This window comes from Nocardioides pakistanensis (assembly GCF_054781215.1).
This window is the reverse complement of sequence record NZ_BAAGUV010000004.1, coordinates 77,041-94,624: the sequence shown is the minus strand read 5'-3', so window position 1 is coordinate 94,624 and position 17,584 is coordinate 77,041. Positions and strand designations below refer to the sequence as shown.

At 70.5% G+C, this 17,584-nt stretch carries 16 protein-coding genes; 7 read left to right on the top strand and 9 right to left on the bottom strand.

Annotated elements, in window-relative coordinates; genetic code table 11:
• Window positions 1-53 precede the first annotated feature (53 nt).
• From ACYVIH_RS01865 to dnaB, 3 genes are all read right to left on the bottom strand, one after another.
• Entirely contained in the window at window positions 54-1,418 is a 1,365-nt protein-coding gene (locus tag ACYVIH_RS01865; RefSeq protein WP_460865314.1) for an HNH endonuclease signature motif containing protein, read from the bottom strand.
• 395 nt (window positions 1,419-1,813) lie between these two features.
• Window positions 1,814-2,263, bottom strand: coding sequence for an HNH endonuclease (locus tag ACYVIH_RS01860; RefSeq protein ID WP_460865311.1), 450 nt, complete (start codon window positions 2,261-2,263; stop codon window positions 1,814-1,816).
• A gap of 19 nt (window positions 2,264-2,282) precedes the next feature.
• The gene (dnaB, locus tag ACYVIH_RS01855) at window positions 2,283-3,641 is read right to left on the bottom strand and encodes a replicative DNA helicase (RefSeq protein ID WP_460865737.1); all 1,359 of its coding nucleotides are present in this window, start codon (window positions 3,639-3,641) and stop codon (window positions 2,283-2,285) included.
• Window positions 3,642-4,196: 555 nt separating this feature from the next.
• Here dnaB and ACYVIH_RS01850 point away from each other — a divergent pair.
• The 3 genes from ACYVIH_RS01850 (at window position 4,197) to ACYVIH_RS01840 (ending at window position 7,868) form a co-directional block, all read left to right on the top strand.
• Window positions 4,197-5,543, top strand: a complete 1,347-nt coding sequence (locus ACYVIH_RS01850; RefSeq protein WP_460865309.1) for an MATE family efflux transporter — start codon at window positions 4,197-4,199, stop codon at window positions 5,541-5,543.
• Window positions 5,544-5,593: 50 nt separating this feature from the next.
• On the top strand, window positions 5,594-6,100 hold the full coding sequence (locus ACYVIH_RS01845; protein ID WP_460865307.1) for a hypothetical protein: 507 nt from the start codon (window positions 5,594-5,596) through the stop codon (window positions 6,098-6,100).
• A gap of 115 nt (window positions 6,101-6,215) precedes the next feature.
• Window positions 6,216-7,868, top strand: coding sequence for a hypothetical protein (locus ACYVIH_RS01840; protein ID WP_460865305.1), 1,653 nt, complete (start codon window positions 6,216-6,218; stop codon window positions 7,866-7,868).
• Between the two features lie 109 nt (window positions 7,869-7,977).
• Here the strand turns inward: ACYVIH_RS01840 and rplI are convergent, their stop codons facing one another.
• From rplI to rpsF, 4 genes are all read right to left on the bottom strand, one after another.
• Entirely contained in the window at window positions 7,978-8,427 is a 450-nt protein-coding gene (gene rplI / locus ACYVIH_RS01835) for a 50S ribosomal protein L9 (protein ID WP_460865303.1), read from the bottom strand.
• Between the two features lie 14 nt (window positions 8,428-8,441).
• Window positions 8,442-8,678, bottom strand: a complete 237-nt coding sequence (rpsR, locus tag ACYVIH_RS01830; RefSeq protein ID WP_128861280.1) for a 30S ribosomal protein S18 — start codon at window positions 8,676-8,678, stop codon at window positions 8,442-8,444.
• 104 nt (window positions 8,679-8,782) lie between these two features.
• Window positions 8,783-9,379, bottom strand: coding sequence for a single-stranded DNA-binding protein (locus tag ACYVIH_RS01825; RefSeq protein WP_460865300.1), 597 nt, complete (start codon window positions 9,377-9,379; stop codon window positions 8,783-8,785).
• A gap of 124 nt (window positions 9,380-9,503) precedes the next feature.
• Window positions 9,504-9,797: a 30S ribosomal protein S6 gene (gene rpsF, locus ACYVIH_RS01820; RefSeq protein WP_460865734.1), complete on the bottom strand. Its 294-nt coding sequence runs from the start codon at window positions 9,795-9,797 to the stop codon at window positions 9,504-9,506.
• A 281-nt stretch (window positions 9,798-10,078) separates the two neighbouring features.
• Here rpsF and ACYVIH_RS01815 point away from each other — a divergent pair, with 281 nt between their 5' ends.
• The 4 genes from ACYVIH_RS01815 (at window position 10,079) to ACYVIH_RS01800 (ending at window position 13,734) form a co-directional block, all read left to right on the top strand.
• Complete coding sequence (locus tag ACYVIH_RS01815) at window positions 10,079-10,552, top strand: pyridoxamine 5'-phosphate oxidase family protein (protein WP_460865297.1); 474 nt, start codon at window positions 10,079-10,081, stop codon at window positions 10,550-10,552.
• A gap of 23 nt (window positions 10,553-10,575) precedes the next feature.
• Entirely contained in the window at window positions 10,576-11,385 is an 810-nt protein-coding gene (locus tag ACYVIH_RS01810; protein WP_460865296.1) for a deoxyribonuclease IV, read from the top strand.
• A gap of 155 nt (window positions 11,386-11,540) precedes the next feature.
• Complete coding sequence (locus tag ACYVIH_RS01805) at window positions 11,541-12,692, top strand: lipid II:glycine glycyltransferase FemX (protein WP_460865293.1); 1,152 nt, start codon at window positions 11,541-11,543, stop codon at window positions 12,690-12,692.
• A 7-nt stretch (window positions 12,693-12,699) separates the two neighbouring features.
• The gene (locus tag ACYVIH_RS01800) at window positions 12,700-13,734 is read left to right on the top strand and encodes an alanine racemase (protein WP_460865291.1); all 1,035 of its coding nucleotides are present in this window, start codon (window positions 12,700-12,702) and stop codon (window positions 13,732-13,734) included.
• 61 nt (window positions 13,735-13,795) lie between these two features.
• Here ACYVIH_RS01800 and ACYVIH_RS01795 read toward each other — a convergent pair whose 3' ends face one another.
• On the bottom strand, window positions 13,796-15,262 hold the full coding sequence (locus ACYVIH_RS01795; RefSeq protein WP_460865289.1) for a glycosyltransferase family 87 protein: 1,467 nt from the start codon (window positions 15,260-15,262) through the stop codon (window positions 13,796-13,798).
• Window positions 15,263-15,264: 2 nt separating this feature from the next.
• On the bottom strand, window positions 15,265-17,472 hold the full coding sequence (locus tag ACYVIH_RS01790; protein ID WP_460865287.1) for a transglycosylase domain-containing protein: 2,208 nt from the start codon (window positions 17,470-17,472) through the stop codon (window positions 15,265-15,267).
• Between the last annotated feature and the right edge of the window lie 112 nt (window positions 17,473-17,584).

Genomic DNA, 17,584 nt, shown 5'->3' with positions numbered 1-17,584 from the left:
CCCTATTGGCGTCTGCTGAACCGGACTCGTCCCGAGGGCAGGGTGTGCATGTCTCATTGCTGGGGGTGGTCGGCCATCTGGTGGTGCGGTGGGCACAACGGGAGCCCGTCGGCCAGGTCGGTCCGGCCGCCGTGCTGCCAGGGATGCTTGTGGTGGGTGTCAGTCCACGACGGCGGCCGGTCACAGCCCTCGGTCGCACACCCGCCGTAGGTCTGGGCCAGCGCGAGACGCTGATAGCGGTCGAACAACCGCTGCTCCCGCCCCAGATCCAACGGCACCGACTCCCCGTCCAGGACCATCGGGATCAACCCCGCCCGGCACGCCAACCGACGCACCGCCCCGGCACTGATCCGCTCCCCGGTCTCCAACGTCCCCGCCCCGATCCCGGTGCGGAGGGCGTCGATGCCGATGGTGACCACCAGCGTGAACGGACACCCACCCTGCGACGGCAGACCCGCCGGGTTCAGGTGGTGCTCGAGCAGCTCGGTGAACCCCTGCCCGAGCAGCACCTGATACGGCAGCTTCTTCCCCGTCGCGGGGTCCAGCCTGCCGTCCCCGACCCGCCGCGGCGAAGTGAGTGCTTCCAGCGCCTTCTTCAACAACGCCGCGTGCAGCACCGGCAACCGAAACCAACCCGACACCGTCCCGTCGCCGTTGTCACGCATCGACAACGACGCCTTGCGCCGCGCCCGCTCCTCCTCGGCCTCCAGCGCCTCACCCTCGGCGGCATCAGCGGCCTCGGGACACACCACCTCGAACAACCGCTTCCCCAACCGCCGCAACACCACCGCATCAAACTGCTCCGCGAGGTCGAGCAGGTGCGCCTGGGCCCGTTCGTGAATGTCATCGGGCAGGTCGTCGTGCTCCCTCGTGAGCGCATCCACCGCCTGGGCGATCACCCGCGCCTGATCGGTGTTGACCACACCCGCAGCCAGTGCCCGCCGGGTCGCCTCATAGCGTTCGTCCAACGCCTCCGCCAACCGGACCGCGGCACCACACCGGGCCCGGGTCTGCCGAGTCGCGTGCGCCAACCACGCCGCGGTCGACGTCGCCCCCGCCTCGCTGCCGACCTGGTCCCGGTCGGCGGCGGCCAGCACCCGCAGCTCCAGCTCCGCCATCCGCGAGGACACCCGGTCCAACACCACCAACACCTCGGCCTGCTCCGCCGGGGTCATCGACCACGCCGGCACCCCGCCCAGCCCGACCAACGCCTCCTCCACCTCGTGCGCAAACCCCACCAACCGATGCGGCGGCACCACCCCACCACCGCCACCGCCCCCGGCCCCCGCGCCCACCGCGGCAGCCGCGCCCGACGCAGCAGCAGCCGTGCACTCAGCCGCACCGGTCGCAACAGCACCAGCCGCGCCCGCCGCCGAACCAGCGGCGACCGACGACTCCGGAATCACGTACGTGGACATACCCCCACGCTAGAAACAACCCACCCATCAGTCGAACACCAGTTCGAACAATGTGGACGATCGCGCACACCACCCAGCTGTGGACGAAACCTGGCGTGATCCAGAGGCTCCGCCGGCCGTGACGCGTACGCTGACGTCTCCTACGGAGTCCGGCGCCCGGAGCCCGGCAGCTCCTGCGACCGTCGTCGGGCTGCTCACGACCCGCTCAGCGTGCCGCTTCCCCGGCGACCCGAACGAGAGGAGCAGAGCGGGCAGATAGTGACTGGCCGCTCTCCTCCTGGTCAGAATCGGCAGCGGCAAGGCGAGAGACGGCGTGCTGTTCGGCCTGTTCCTCGCGTTCGCCCTCACGACCGTGTTCGCCACGGCCGACGCCTCCGGCGTCTGGGAGGGCTGGGTCATGTGGGCCGCGGTGCTCCCGGTGGCAGCTGTGCGCTGGCTGCGCTCACGTCACCGTCGAGCCGACTGCTCGGCGAACACGGTACAGCAGCAGCCTCGGCAGCGAACCGCTCTCGCAGCACCGCCGAGATCTCGAAGTGCCGCACGAGGAAGGCGCGCTCGTCCAGCTTCTTGCGTCGGAGCCACCCTGTGACCTCGTCGTTGCACTTGCTGGCGTTGCAGGAGCTGCACGCCGGAACGATGTTGGCGAGTGTGTAGCGGCCGCCACGCGACAGGGCCAGCACGCAGTCGCGCTGCAGTGGCACATCGCGTGCCCCGCAGTACGCACATCCGCCCCAGGCCGCCTGCAGTGCCGCCCACTGCTGATCGCTGAGGTCGTGCTCGACGCGATCCATGCGCAGCTTCCGCCGGCGAGCGGCCCGGGCTCTGCGACTGCGGTTCGCCGCCATGAGACCCGAGCGTAGGGGCTCAGCCGTGGGCCATGTCGACGAACCGCGAGTAGTGGCCCTGGAACGCCACGGTGACATCCCGGGTGGGACCGTTGCGGTGCTTGGCGACGATCAGGTCCGCCTCACCCGGCCGGGTGGACTCCTTCTCGTAGGCGTCCTCACGGTGCAGCAGGATCACCATGTCGGCGTCCTGCTCGATCGAGCCACTCTCACGAAGGTCGCTCATCATCGGCCGCTTGTCAGCGCGCTGCTCGGGACCACGGTTCAACTGGGACAGCGCGATGATCGGGACGTCGAGCTCCTTGGCCAGCAGCTTGATCTGCCGGGAGAACTCCGAGACCTCGAGCTGGCGTGACTCGACCTTCTTGCCCGAGCTCATCAGCTGGAGGTAGTCGATCACGATCAGCCGCAGGTCGTGACGCTGCTTGAGCCGGCGGGCCTTGGCCCGGATCTCCATCATCGTCATGTTGGGCGAGTCGTCGATGAACAGCGGCGCCGAGGAGACCTCGCCCATCTTGCGCGCGAGCTTGGCCCAGTCGTCGTCGCCCATGTGACCGTTGCGCATGTGGTTGAGCGGGATCTTCCCCTCCGCCGAGAGCAGACGCATGGTGATCTCGTTGCGGGTCATCTCCAGGGAAAAGATCACGCTCGCCATGTTGTGGTGGATCGACGCCGACCGGCACAGGTCGAGGGCAAGGGTGGACTTGCCCATCGCCGGACGCGCGGCGACGATGATCATCTGTCCGCCGTGGAGGCCGTTGGTCAGCTCGTCGAGGTCCGCGAACCCGGTCGGCACACCCGACATCCCGCCGTCACGGTTGGAGATCGCCTCGATCTCGTCGAGGGTCGCCTCCATGATCTCGCTCAGCGGCGCGTAGTCCTCGGCCGCACGCTTGTCGGTGACGGCGTAGACCTCGGCTTGGGCCCGGTCGACGACGTCGTCGACCTCGCCCTCGCCGGCGTAGCCCCACTGCACGATGCGCGTGCCGGCGTCGACCAGCCGGCGCAGGATCGCCTTCTCCCGAACGATCTCGGCGTAGTAGCCCGCGTTGGCCGCGATCGGCACGCTCGCCGACAGGGTGTGGAGGTACGGCGCCCCGCCGATCCGGCCGAGCTCACCACGACGCTGGAGCTCGGCGGCCACGGTGACCGGGTCGGCGGGTTCACCGCGGCCGTAGAGGTCGACGATGGCGTCGTAGATGGTCTCGTGCGCCGGGCGGTAGAAGTCGGTGCCGCGCACCGACTCGATCACGTCGGCGATGGCGTCCTTCGACAGCAGCATCGACCCGAGCACGCTCTGCTCGGCGGCGTTGTCCTGGGGAGGCGTCCGATCGCCGCCACCACCGCCGCCCCCGTAGTCACCGACGTCGGACGGGATGGTCCACCCACCGTCGATCGCCTGTCCCGGACCGCTCGGGAACTCTGCAATGCTCACCGGTGCCTCTCCTCGAACCGTCGTCCATCGACCCCACCGCGACCGTACGAGGGAGCACCCCCAAAGCCAGGTCGGACGACACCGCGAGGGCGGGACGACCGCTGGCTCCACGCCCGCGCGACGCCTGACGGTACGCTGCTCGGCCACCCCGATGACACTCGGTTGTCCACAGGTCTTGGGGATAACCGGAGGTTCTGTGTGGAACGCGCCGACGATCGTGTGCACAGTTTGTTGAACAGGCTGTGGATACCGCCGGGATGTGAGCGGCCACATGGCCTCTGACCTGCGGAAACGTGCTCCACCACCTGTGGGTGGAAGAAACCTCGCAATCTTCTGGTTCACCCGGAAGTCACCGAAACGGCGCCTCGTCTTCTTGTCGACAATTGGACGCGCAAGTTGGATTCCCACAGGGAAGGGCTAGTTACACACAGCTAGTCCGGACGTAGTCCTGTAATGGCCAGGTAACGTGGCACTGGTTACGTCGATATCCTGGTGCGGATGCCCTCCACGACCCGCCGCGCCGTCCACAGGGACCATGACCGCCAGATCCTCCGCCTTGCCGGGCCGGCGTTCCTCGCCCTGGTCTCCGAGCCGCTGTTCCTGCTCGCCGACGCGGCGATCGTCGGTCACCTGGGCACCGACCAGCTCGCCGGGCTCGGCATCGCCGGCGCCGTCGTCCAGACCGCGGTCGGCCTGTGCATCTTCCTGGCCTACGGCACCACCGCCTCCGTGGCACGCCGCGTGGGTGCGGGCGACGTGCGCGGTGCCCTCGCCCAGGGCATCGACGGGGTCTGGCTGGCCGTGCTGATCGGCGTCCTCACCACGGCCATCGGCCTGCCCCTCACCCTGCCCCTGGTGGGTGCGTTCGACATGGACCCGGGTCCGACCGAGCACGCGGTCAGCTACCTCGGCTGGGCGTGGCTGGGGGTGACCCCGTTGCTCGTCGTACTCGCCGCGACCGGTGTGCTCCGCGGGCTGCAGGACACGCGCACCCCGCTCTACGTCGCAGTCGGCGGCAACCTGCTCAACATCGTCTTGAACGTGCTCCTGGTCTACGGCCTGGAGCTGGGCATCGCCGGGGCTGCCATCGGCACCGTCCTCGCCCAGACCGCGATGGCCGTCGCACTGCTGGTCGTCGTCGTGCGCGGCGCGCGCGCCCACGGCTCCTCGCTGAGCCCCGACCTCCCCGGCGTCCGCGCGGCCGCCCGCGCCGGGGTCGCGCTCGTGGTGCGCACCCTCACCCTGCGCGCGTCGCTGCTGGTGATGACCTACTCCGCAGCCACGCTGGGCGCCGTGGCCACCGCGACCCAGCAGCTCGCGATGACGCTGTGGACGTTCCTCGCGTTCGCGCTCGACGCCATCGCGATCGCCGCCCAGGCGATCACCGGGCACACGCTCGGCACCGGTGACCGGGCGGCCACCAGGGCGGCCGCCCGGCGGATGGTCCAGTGGGGTCTCGCCTCGGGAGTGGTCACCGGGTTGGCGCTGGCACTGGCGGCGCCGCTGCTCGGCCCGCTGTTCACCGCCGACGAGGCCGTGCACCGGATGCTGTGGCCGGTGCTGCTCGTCGCCGCGGCGTTCCAGCCCGTGGCGGGCGTGGTGTTCGTCCTCGACGGCGTGCTGATCGGCGCCGGCGACGGCCGGTACCTCGCCTGGGGCGGCGTGGTCGTCCTCGCCCTCTTCGCGCCGGCCGCACTGCTCTCCACCGTGCTGGACGGGTCGGCCGGCCTGGTCGCCCTGTGGGTGGTGTTCGGTGCCCTGTTCATGGGCACCCGGGCCGTCGTACTCCTGCACCGCGCCCGGGGCACCGCCTGGATGACCACCGGGGTCCCGGCGCGGCGCTGACTGGCTACAGTGCCGCCCATGCCCGCCCTCGCACCCGTCCCGTGCGCTCGATGACCCCGCTGCAGTGGGTGGCGATGGGCCTCGTGCTCACCCTCGTCGACGCCGACATCGGCGGGTACGACGCCGTGCCCGACGTGCTGGGCTGGGTGATGGTCGTGCCGGCGCTGCTCCGGCTGCGCGACGTCCTGGCCACCACCACGCTCGTGGGCCTGGCCGTGCTCGCGGGGATGGCCTCCTTGACGACGCTGCGGCCCGACCTGATCGAGGACCTCCCCGAGAGCACCGGCTGGCTGCTGAGCCTGCCGCAGTTCGCCTTCTCGCTGCTGCTCAGCGTCGAGCTGGGCCGTGCGGTCCCCCGGCTGGCGCGCCGGTTCGGGGTGCTCGCCTGGACGTTCGGCGTCGCCGCGGTCGGCCCGGTGCTGCTGTACGGCGGTGGGGTCGACGTGCTGCTCGTGCCACTGGCCGTGCTCACGGTGCTGGCCAACGTCTACCTGGTCTACCTGCTGTTCCGGGTCGCCCGTGTCGGACTCGGGACCAACGTCCCGCCCTCCGGCTAGACCGAACGGGCTAGGCTCCGGCTAGCTCGATGGCCCGATTTGTCCAGATTTCGGCGGCACTGGAAGGTAAAGTTGCTTAGCGTGATCTCTCACACATCTCTGGGGAGGGACACACATGGGTATCAGTGCACCCACGCACGCCCGCACAGCGCTCCGCGGTCGGATGCGCAGGCGCCTGGCCGCCGGCCTGACCACCACGCTCGGACTGGCTCTGGGCGCGTCCGGCCTGACCGTCGCCCCCGCGCAGGCGGGGCTGCTCGACGACCTGCTCGGCGACACCCCGCTGAGCCCGGTCACCACGCCGATCGTCGACCTGCTCGACCCGTTCACCGAGGTCCTCGAGCCGGTCACCGACCCGATCCTCGACCCCGTCACCGGCGTGATCACCGACGGCCCGGGGGGTGACCTCGTCGCCACGCTCGACCCGGTGACCGGTCTGCTCACCGGCCCGACCGGTGACATCCTCGGCATCCTGGACCCGGTCACGGAGCAGATCCTGCAGGCGCCGGTGCCGCAGATCGCGCCCGGAGGGGCCGGAAGCATCGAGTTTCTCGGGGCGACCGTGTGTTCCTCCACCGGCGCCGGAGCCGTGTGCGACGCGCTCCCGCTCGACCAGCTCGGCCCGCTCGCCGGCGTCGCCTCGCTGGTGCTCACCGCGGTGCCCGCGCCCGGCTCAGGCAGCATCCCGGAGTGGGACCCCGCGACCTGCCCGGACGCCATCGGCGCGCTGTGCACCCTGCCCCTCGACGACCTGCTCGGGGACACCCCGCTGGCCCCGATCGTCGGGTTCCTGCCCGGCATGGGCGGTGGGGCGGACGACGCGCCCGACACCACGATCACCAGCGCCGCCCCGGGCCCCCGGGCCACCTCGCACACCTTCCGGTTCGCCGCCGAACCGGCCGGCGACGACATCAGCTTCGAGTGCGCCCTGAAGGTCACCTTCCGCGGCACGGCGCCGCAGGGCGCCGACCAGGGACACGACTGGCAGGCATGCGGCACGAGCGGCTCGGCGAGCTACCCGGGTGTCGGCAAGAAGCTGGCGAACGGCGACTACGTGTTCGCCGTACGCGCGGTCAAGGGCAGCGGTGACGCGGCCGCGGTGGACGAGACCCCGGCCACCCAGAGCTTCCGGATCTCGGTGCCGCCGCAGGTGCCCGACACGGTGATCACCGCCGGTCCCCGGTCAGGCGCCTGGGCACTCGGCCCGCAGGTGACGTACAGGTTCCGCAGCACCGTCGAGGGCAGCCAGTTCGACTGCACCTTCAACGGGCGGATGCAGGGCACGGCGTGCGACAACGGCGCGTTCACCGTGCGGCGTCCCGGCAAGGGTACGCACACCTTCCAGGTCGAGGCGACCGCGAACGGCACCCGCGACCTGAGCGCCGCCCGCCGCGTCTTCCACGTGCCCTTCGACGACAAGCAGCTCCTGCGGGTCAAGAAGTGGGCGCAGAAGACCCAGAAGGGCCACTTCCGCAACACCTTCAGTCTCACCCGCGTCAAGGGTGCCGCCCTGGTCACCCAAGCGCCGCAGCGCTTCAGGCGCATCGTGCTGGTCGCCGACAAGGGCCGCGGCCACGGCACGGTCAAGGTGTTCTGGAATAAGAAGCTGCTCAAGACCGTGAACCTCAGCGCCAAGCGCCTGCAGAAGCGCAAGGTGATCACGATCAAGAAGTTCGACGGCCCGATGCGCCGCGGCAAGATCCGGGTCGTGGTGGCCACCCAGGGCAAGCCGGTCCGCATCGACGGCCTCGGCGTGGCCGACCGCTAGCCCGCCGTACAGCACCGCGGTACAGCAGAAGGGCCGCTCCCCATCGGGGAGCGGCCCTTCTTCGTTGCTGCGTGCCGCCGGTGTACGGCGGGCACCGGGTGGTGCTGGGTCAGGCAGAGACCACGTTGAGGTTGACGGTCGCGTCCACCTCGTCGTGCACCTTGACGGTCACCGTGTGCGCGCCCAGCGACTTGATCGGGTTGCCGAGGACGATCTTGCGCTTGTCGACCGTGTCCTCACCGATGGTGCTGGCGATGGCGCCGGCGATGTCGTTGACCGTGACCGCACCGAAGAGACGACCACCCTCGCCGGCGCGAACCGGCAGGTTGACCGTCGTACCCTCGAGCTTGGTCTTGATCTCCTTGGCGTGGTCGAGGTCGCGGACCGCGCGGCTGGCGCGGGCGGCCTTGATCGACTCGATCTGCTTCTCGCCGCCACGCGTCCAGCGCATGCCGAGGCCACGCGGGACGAGGTAGTTGCGGGCGTAGCCGTCCTTCACCTCGACGACGTCACCTGCGGAACCGAGGCCGTCGACCTCCTGAGTCAGGATGAGCTTCATCGTGCAAACCCCTCTCAGCGAGCCGTGGACGTGTAGGGAAGGAGGGCAACCTCGCGGGCGTTCTTGACCGCCGTGGCCACGTCGCGCTGGTGCTGGACGCAGTTGCCGGTCACCCGACGCGCGCGGATCTTGCCGCGGTCGGAGATGAACTTGCGAAGCAGGGTGGTGTCCTTGTAGTCGACGTAGGACACCTTCTCCTTGCAGAACTGGCAAACCTTCTTCTTCGGCTTGCGGAGTACTGGCTTGGCCATTGTGGTGCTCCCTTTCAAAGAGCCCGGCGGGTCCGCCGGAATGGTCAGTGGGTCATGGACAAGTCGGTCCGCCGCCCGTCACCGGGACGGCGGGCCGGGGTCGATCAGAACGGTGGCTCGTCGGCCGAGCCACCCACGCCCGGCGCACCCCACGGGTCGCCACCGCCGGAGCCGCCGCCCTGCTGGCCGCCCCAGCCACCGCCGGAGCCGCCCTGCTGGCCGCCCCAGCCGCCACCGGCACCACCGGAGCCGCCGGCGGACTGGCCACCAGCCTGGCCACCGGAGGCCCACGGGTCGTCGCCGCCGCCGGAGAAGCCGCCACCGCCACCACCCTGACGGGTGGTCTTGGTGACCTTGGCCGTGGCGTACTTCAGGCTCGGGCCGACCTCGTCGACGTCGATCTCGAAGACGGTGCGCTTCTCACCCTCGCGGGTCTCGTAGGAGCGCGCCTTGAGGCGACCGGAGACGATCACCCGCATGCCGCGCTGCAGGGACTCCGCGGCGTTCTCCGCGGCCTGCCGCCACACCGAGCAGTTGAGGAAGAGGGCTTCGCCGTCCTTCCACTCGTTGCTCTGCCGGTCGAAGGTGCGAGGGGTCGACGCGACCGTGAAGTTCGCGACGGCCGCACCCGACGGGGTGAAGCGCAGCTCCGGGTCGGCGGTCAGGTTGCCGACGACGGTGATGGGTGTTTCGCCTGCCATGTCAGGCCTCCAGTCTCGATGTCTGTCGATGTGTTCCGACGAGAGTGACCGGGGGAATCGGTCGGGGACGCGATGTTCTGATCAAGACGTCCGGGCCGGCGGGCCGGCCGGACGACATGGAGGGTCAGCGAACGTCGGGACGGATGACCTTGGTGCGCAGCACCGACTCGTTCAGCGTGAGCTGACGGTCGAGCTCCTTCACCGTGGCCGGCTCGGCCTGCAGCTCGATGACGGCGTAGATGCCCTCGGCGTTCTTGTTGATCTCGTAGGCCAGGCGGCGACGTCCCCAGACGTCGACCGAACCGACCGAACCGCCGTCCTTGACGACGACGTTGTTGAGGTACTGCTCCAGCGAAGGCGCAACAGTGCGCTCTTCGAGGTCGGGGTCGAGGATGACCATCACTTCATAGGCACGCAAAGCGGTCTCCACCTCCTTCGGACTCGGGCGGCCACGGCGTCTCCGTGGCAGGAGGGCTTGCGTCCGTCGAACCCCCCGCTTGCCCGGGACGGGCCGGTGAGGTGTGCGACGTACCGACGGCCCGACGCCCACTCATGTCTTGGGGTCGAGCCGATCGACGCCCCAGGGTATCAGCGCAGGACTCAGCCCCACGAATCGTCATCCACAGGCTGCCGGGGCACATGCCGGCGTCGGGTGCGGGTACGCCGAGACGTGAGCAGCCGACGAAGGGGAGGAACGACATGACCGAGCAGCAGGAGAAGGTCCGCAAGCTGATCAAGGACACCCGGGTGGCGATGCTGACCACCGTGGACCCCGAGGGCCGATTGGTCAGCGCCCCGATGGCGACGCAGGACGTGGAGCCGGACTCCGACCTGTGGTTCATCACCGAGCGGTCCTCGGAGAAGGTCACCAACCTGCGGCACAACCCGCGGGTCAACGTCGCCTACGTCTCGAGCGACTCCTGGGTGTCGGTCTCGGGGCACGCGGTCGTGCTCGACGACGCCGAGAAGCTGCGCGAGCTGTGGGGCACCTTCACCGACGCCTGGATGGAGGGCGGCCCGGACAACCCCGAGAACGTCCTGATCAAGGTCTCCGCCGACAGCGCGGAGTACTGGGACTCCCCCGGCGGCAAGGTGACCCAGGTGGCGAACCTGCTCAAGTCCGTCGTGTCCGGGGAGCGCTACGAAGGCGACAACGCGACCGTCGACCTCTGAGCCCGGGTCCCTAGTCTGGATCCATGACCCAGCTGCGAATCGGTGCCCACGTCGACCAGACCGACCCGGTGGCCGAGGCGCTGGCCCGTGAGGCCGACCTCAGCCAGTTCTTCCTCGGCGACCCGCAGGGCTGGAAGGGCCCCGAGGTCCGGTACGACGGGGGCCCGGCCGCCCTGCGCGCCGCCGCCGAGGAGGCCGGGATCGACCTGTACGTCCACGCCCCCTACGTGCTCAACGTCGCCACCACGAACAACCGGATCCGGATCCCGAGCCGCAAGCTGCTGCAGAAGCACATGGACGCCGCCGCCGAGGTCGGCGCCAAGGGCCTGATCGTCCACGGTGGCCACGTCGGGAAATCGGACGACGATGCTGAGTTGTTGGAGAAGGGCTTCGACAACTGGCGCAAGTGCGTCGACCAGCTCGACCTGAAGATCCCGCTCCTGATCGAGAACACCGCCGGCGGCACCAACGCGATGGCCCGGCGGCTGGACCGGATCGGCCGGGTCTGGGAGGCGATCAGCCACGCCGAGGGCGCCGACATGGTCGGGTTCTGCCTCGACACCTGCCACGCGCACGCCGGCGGCATCGACCTCACCGCGGTGGTGGAGAAGGTCCGCGGGATCACCGGCCGGATCGACCTGGTGCACGCCAACGACAGTCGCGACGCGTTCGACTCCGGCGCCGACCGGCACACCAACTTCGGCCAGGGCCAGATCGACCCCGACGAGCTGGCCGCCGTCGTGCGCGAGGCCGGCGCGCCCGTGGTCTGCGAGACACCGGGCGGTCCCGAGCAGCACCAGGCCGACTTCGCCTGGCTCCGCGAGCGCGCCTGACCACGTCCGAGCCGGGTCGCGTCGTCACGATCGTTCACGTGAGCGGTTGTGACAGCGAATAGGCGCCAAGGGACGTCACAAGCGTTCAGCTGAACGATGGTGACGGCTCCGCCTGCGGTCAGCTGCACACCGACCGGCCCGTTAGGCTCGGGCGCGTGACCTCCCCGCCCCAGACGACCGGCCTGACCGTCCGCACCATCCCCGCCGAGGAGCACCTGTCGTTCATCCGGGGGCAGCGCTCGGCCAGCTTCCTCCAGACCCCGGCCTGGGCGAAGGTCAAGAGCGAGTGGCAGGCCGAGTCGCTGGGCTGGTACGACGAGCACGGCACCCTCGTGGGCGCCGCGCTGGTGCTCTACCGGCAGCTGCCGAAGGTCAAGCGGTTCCTGGCCTACCTCCCCGAGGGCCCGATGATCGACTGGGGCAGCGAGGACCTCGACGCCTGGCTCGCGCCGATGACCCGCCACCTCGCCGACCGCGGCGCCTTCGGCGTCCGGATGGGGCCTCCGGTCGTCACCCGGCGCTGGTCGGCCGACGACGTCAAGCGCGGTGTCGCCGACGAGGGGATCCGGCGGCTCACCGAGATCGCACCGGCCGAGCGCTCCCAGGTCGGGGCCCGTGTGGTCTCCCAGCTGCGCGACCTCGGCTGGCGGCTGCAGTCGGTCGAGGGCGGGTTCGCCGCCGGCCAGCCGCAGTACAACTTCCAGATCCCGCTCACCGGCCGCACCGAGGACGACGTCCTCAAGGGCATGAACCAGCAGTGGCGACGCAACATCAAGAAGGCCGCGAAGGCCGGTGTCGTCGTCACCCGGGTCGAGCCCGCGGACCTGGGCCCCGCTCTCGAGGATTTCCACGCCCTCTACGCGCACACCGCCGAGCGCGACCACTTCACCCCCCGGCCGCTGAGCTACTTCCGCACCATGTTCGACGCCCTCGGCGCCGAGGAGCCGGACCGGATCCGGCTCTACCTGGCGCACCACGAGGGCGACCTGGTCGCCGCCACGATCTGGGTGCGCGTCGGCGGGCACACCTGGTACTCCTACGGCGCCTCCTCCACCGAGAAGCGCGACGTCCGCGGCTCCAACGCCGCCCAGTGGGCGATGATCAGCGACTCGCTGGCCGCCGGCGCCGACGTCTACGACCTGCGCGGCATCACCGACACCCTCGACGCCGACGACCCGCACGTCGGGCTGATCCAGTTCAAGGTCGGCACCGGCGGGGAGGCGGTGGAGTACGCCGGCGAGTGGGACCTCCCGCTGCGACCGCTGCTCTACAAGGCGTTCGAGCTCTACATGAAGCGTCGGGGGTGAGCCTGCGATGTCGGTGACGCTGTACGTGGACGGGGACAGCTGGCGCGGCCACCTGCGCCGCGTGCTGGAGGCACACCCGAGCCTGGTGCCGGTGATCAAGGGCAACGGCTACGGCTTCGGCAACGCCCGCCTGGCCCGCAAGTCGGCCTGGCTCGGCGTCGACACGGTCGCGGTGGGCACCTACGCCGAGGTCGAGGACGTCCGGACGCGCTTCGACGGCACGATCCTCGTGCTCACCCCCTGGCGGCCGTTCGAGGAGCGGGTGGAGTACGACGACCGCATCGTGCACACGGTCGGCCGGCTCGAGGACCTCCACGCCCTGGCGGCCCGCGACGACCGCCCGCGTGTGGTGCTGGAGCTGATGACCTCGATGCGCCGCCACGGGTTCACCGCCCGCGGCCTGCGCGAGGCCGCCCCGCACACCGGGTCCCTCCGGGTGGAGGGGGTCGCCCTGCACCTGCCGATGGCGCACGGCTCGCACCTGCCGGAGATGGAGCGGCTGATGACCGACGTGGTCGCCGCCGGCCTGCCGACCAACCGGGTCTGGGTCTCCCATCTCACCGACGCGGAGCTGTCGACGCTCGCCGCGACCTACCCGGACTTCGAGCTGCGTCCGCGGGTCGGCACCAACCTGTGGCTCGGTGACCGCGGTGCGCTCGCGGTGCGGGCGACCGTGCTCGACGCGCACCCGGTCGAGCGCGGCGACGTGTTCGGCTACCGCGCGCGCAGCGCCCCGAAGGCCGGCACCATCCTCGTCGTCTCCGGGGGGACCGCCCACGGCATCGGGCTCGAGGCACCGAGCGCCGTCGAGGGCCTGCGCCAGCGCGCGGTGACCCTCGCCAAGGGCGGGCTCGAGGCCTCCGGCTTCGTCCGCTCGCCGTTCACCATCGGTGGCAAGCAGCGGCTGTTCGCCGAGCCCCCGCACATGCAGGCCTCGATGCTGTTCCTGCCGCACGGCGCGCCGGTGCCGGAGGTGGGCGCGGAGGTCGACGTACGCGTGCGGTTCACGACCACGACCTTCGACCGGACCGTGGTCAGCTGAGCCCGGGTCTCGACAAGCTCGACCACCGGGCTCGACCACCGGGGCCGACCAGCGGCGTGCGTCAGCCGACCCCGCTCGCGGCGTGGCGGGGCCGCGGGGCCGCAACGGGCTCGGCCGCCGCCTCGTCCACCGGGTCGCGCCACGGCTGCCACACGTCGCGGATGACCATCGCGACCAGGTAGAGCTCTGCGGCGACCCGCACCAGGATCGCCACCCAGTACAGCCGATCGGGGGCGTCGCTCACGCTCGAGGCGGTGAACCCGCCGAGGTAGAGCCACACCGCGGCGAAGTAGAACAGCTCTCCGGCCTGCCAGACCAGCAGGTCGCGCCAGCGGGGGCGGGCGAGCACGGCGAGCGGCAGCAGCCACAGGACGTACTGCGGCGAGTACACCTTGTTCACCAGCAGGAAGCCGGCGACGATCAGGAACGCCAGCTGAGCCACCCGTGGGGTACGGCGCGCGAGCAGTCCGAGCACGAGCACGGCCAGGCAGATCGCCGCGAACACCACCCACGACACCAGGTTCACCGTGTCCGCGCCGACCGGATGGCCGGCCTGCTGCCACACCAGCCACAGCGAGCCGAGATCCGGCCCCCGGTCGGCGTTGAAGCTCCAGAACACCTTCCACTGCTCGAAGCCGAGCAGCATCGCGGGCGCGTTCGCCAGCAGCCAGGCACCCGCCGCCGCGCCGGTGGCCACCCAGAACCGGCGCATCCGGTTGCTGCGCAGACACACGACGAGCAGCGCGCCGAGCAGGAACAGCGGATACAGCTTGGTGGCCGTGCCGAGACCGATCGCCACCCCGGCGAGCACAGGCCGGTCGCGGGCCCACGCCCACATCGCGACCGCGACGGCGAGCACGGCGAGGACGTCCCAGTTGATCAGCCCGGTGACGACCAGGACCGGTGAGGCAGCGAACAGGATCGCGTCCCAGGGCCGGCCGCGCTGGGCTCCGGCCATGAACCAGGTCGCGACGAGCAGTGCGGCGCCGAGCAGCACTGCGGTCACCATGAAGTACAGCCCCGACTCGTCGGCCACCCCGGGCGCGGCGTACACCTGGTCGGCGGGCAACGCGCGGCGCGCCTCGAGGTCGACGTCGCCGGCGACCGCCTGGGTGACCACCGCGGCGCCGTAGGCGAAGTAGCCGATCAGCACCGGGTACTCCATCACCTGGTAGCGCCCGCCGGTGTCGCTGAACGGAACGCTCAGCTCGGCGAAGCCGCGACCGGTGTAGAGGTAGGGGATGTCGGAGTAGCACATCGCCGAGTAGCGCAGCTGGCCGTCGGTCCAGTTGCTGGCGACGCACGGGGTCTTCTGCACCATGCCGAGCGCGAACGCCAGCGCGGCCACGGCGAGCACCACACGCACCGGCGTCCACCAGGGGTGCGGGGCGGCGTGCTCACCGACCGGGCCGCCGACCACCTCGCTCGCGGCCGTCGCGACCGGGTCCTCGAGCGACGGCCGCGCCACCGGTTCGAGCGTGGCGCTCACCGGTGCGCCGGGCGTCCGGCGACCCTCCCCCTCGTCCACGCTCAGCCGCTGCCCTGGCCGTCAGGGCCCTGACCCTCGTCCGGCGGAGGCGGCTCCTCACCACCGCCGTCCGGGGGCGGGAAGATCGGGGTCGGCGTCTCGGTCGGGGTCGGCTCCTCGGTCACGGTCGGGGACTCGGTGACCGTCGGCTCCTCCGTCGGGGTCGGGCTCTCCGAAGGCGACTCGGTCGGGCTCGGCTCCTCGGTCGGCGACGGCGGCGGCACGTACGTCGGCGTCGGCGAGCCGTTGACGTAGTCCACCTCGGGGAAGTCGACACACTCCTGGCCCTCGAGCGCCTTGGACATGAACGCGGTGAACGTCCGCGCCGGGTAGGCGCCGCCGTAGAAGTCCGGGAGGCCGCCGACACCGTCGAGGTTCTCGGTGCCGGACTTGCCCTTGACGTACATCACGGCCGCCGCGAGCTTCGGGGAGTACCCCGCGAACCAGGCCGAGGTGACGCCCGGCGTGTCGGGGCGGAGGTTCGCCGTACCGGTCTTGCCCGCCACCGGGCAGCCGAACTCGAGCGCGGCGGTGCCGGTGCCGGACTTGACCACCTGCTCCTGCGCGTAGACCACGTTGGAGTTCACGTCGGCGGGGAAGGCCCGCTTCTGGTCCTTCTTGTGCGTGTAGAGCGGGTCGCCGTCGGCGTCGGTCACCTTGCGGATCACGAACCAGTCGTTGCGCAGGCCGTTGTTGGCGAACGTGGCGTAGCCGGTGGCCATGTCCACGGGCCGGATGTCGGCGGTGCCGAGGGTGATCGTCGGCACCGGCTCGAGGCCCGGTGCCTTGCGCGGGATCCCGGCGGCGACCGCGGCGTCGATGACCTCCTGCGGACCGTTCTCCATCTGCACGGTCATGTCGACGTAGGCGGTGTTGATCGAGTTCTCGGTGGCGGTGAGCATGCTGACCGGCCCGTAGTTCGTGCCGCCCTCGTTGTTCACCTCACCGCCGCCGGGGAAGTAGTAGGTGTTGCCGTCGAAGGTGTCGAAGAGGCTGATGTCGTTCATCAGGCCGGCGGCCAGGGCGTAGGGCTTGAACGTCGAGCCCGGCTGGCGACCGGTCAGCGCCCAGTTGCGCTGGTCCTTGACGTAGTCCGGACCGCCGTACATCGCCTTGAGCTGGCCGGTCCCCGGCTCGACGGCCGCGATCGCGATGTTGACGCCCTTGGCGTTCTCGGTCGGCCGTTCCTCGCGTACGGCGGCCACCGCGGCGCGCTGCATCTTCGGGGAGAACGTGGTGGTGACCCGCAGGCCGCCCCCTTCGATCTCGCTGTCGGTGAAGCCCACCTCACGCAGCTCGGACTTGATCAGCGCGAGCAGGAACCCCTTCGGACCACCGAGGCTGTCCTGCACCATCACCTCGGCGAACTTCGGCAGGTGCGCGGCAGCCTTCTCGGCCGCATCGGCGTCGAGGACCCCCATGTCGGCCATCCCGCCGATGACGTACTCGTAGCGCTCCTTGAGCCGGGCCCGGGCCTCCTTGCCGTCGGCAGGGTCGAACGCGCCCGGCCGGTTCAGGATCGCGGCCAGCGCGGCACCCTCCCGGACGGACAGGTCCTTGGCGTCCTTCTCGAAGAACGCCTCGGCCGCGGCCTGCACGCCGTAGGCACCGCGCCCGAAGTAGACGGTGTTCAGGTAGCCCTGGAGGATCTCCTCCTTCGAGCGCTGGTTGTGGATCTTCAGCGAGAGGAAGGCCTCCTTCACCTTGCGGGTGATCGTCCGCTCGGGCGAGAGGTAGAGCAGCTTCACGTACTGCTGGGTGATCGTCGAGGCGCCCTGGGTCGACTCGCTGGTCGCGTTGCTGAACGCCGCCCGAAGGATGCCTTTGGGGTCGATCCCGCGGTCCTCCCAGAAGGTTCGGTTCTCCGCGGCGACGACCGCGTCCTGGACGTGCTGGGGCATCTCGGTGAGCGGGATGCTGACCCGGTTCTGGTCGGCGAACTTGCCCAGCTCACGCTTGCCGTCGGCGTAGTAGACGAAGGTGGTCTGCGCCTGGAAGGCCTTGTTGGGGTCGGGGATCTCGGTGCGCGCGTAGAGGTAGGCGAACCCGAGGACGCCGAGGACCAGACCGGTGAAGCCGGTGATCGCGGTCCACTTCAGGATCCGGCGGCCCAGGCTCTTGGGGGGCGCCTTGGCTGCTTTCTTGGCCCCGGCCGGCTGTCGGCTGCGGCGGCCGCCGGGGGGCGTGCTGGCCTTGCGCTGTGCACTCAAGAGGTCTCTCCAGGGCAGGGGAAGTCGATCAACGTGCTGTAGAGCAGGGTACGGGGGCCCGCGCAGAGACCGTCAAAGCTGCGACGCGGCTCACGCCCATGGGGCAGGTAGC

Excerpts from the sequence above, each read along its gene's own strand:
- ACYVIH_RS01810 (WP_460865296.1), top strand. The coding sequence starts at position 10,576 with ATGACCCAGCTGCGAATCGGTGCCCACGTCGACCAGACCGACCCGGTG.
- ACYVIH_RS01800 (WP_460865291.1), top strand. The coding sequence starts at position 12,700 with ATGTCGGTGACGCTGTACGTGGACGGGGACAGCTGGCGCGGCCACCTG.
- ACYVIH_RS01815 (WP_460865297.1), top strand. The coding sequence starts at position 10,079 with ATGACCGAGCAGCAGGAGAAGGTCCGCAAGCTGATCAAGGACACCCGG.
- ACYVIH_RS01865 (WP_460865314.1), bottom strand. The coding sequence starts at position 1,418 with ATGTCCACGTACGTGATTCCGGAGTCGTCGGTCGCCGCTGGTTCGGCG.
- ACYVIH_RS01825 (WP_460865300.1), bottom strand. The coding sequence starts at position 9,379 with ATGGCAGGCGAAACACCCATCACCGTCGTCGGCAACCTGACCGCCGAC.
- ACYVIH_RS01840 (WP_460865305.1), top strand. The coding sequence starts at position 6,216 with ATGGGTATCAGTGCACCCACGCACGCCCGCACAGCGCTCCGCGGTCGG.
- ACYVIH_RS01860 (WP_460865311.1), bottom strand. The coding sequence starts at position 2,263 with ATGGCGGCGAACCGCAGTCGCAGAGCCCGGGCCGCTCGCCGGCGGAAG.
- rpsR (WP_128861280.1), bottom strand. The coding sequence starts at position 8,678 with ATGGCCAAGCCAGTACTCCGCAAGCCGAAGAAGAAGGTTTGCCAGTTC.
- ACYVIH_RS01845 (WP_460865307.1), top strand. The coding sequence starts at position 5,594 with ATGACCCCGCTGCAGTGGGTGGCGATGGGCCTCGTGCTCACCCTCGTC.
- rplI (WP_460865303.1), bottom strand. The coding sequence starts at position 8,427 with ATGAAGCTCATCCTGACTCAGGAGGTCGACGGCCTCGGTTCCGCAGGT.
- ACYVIH_RS01850 (WP_460865309.1), top strand. The coding sequence starts at position 4,197 with ATGCCCTCCACGACCCGCCGCGCCGTCCACAGGGACCATGACCGCCAG.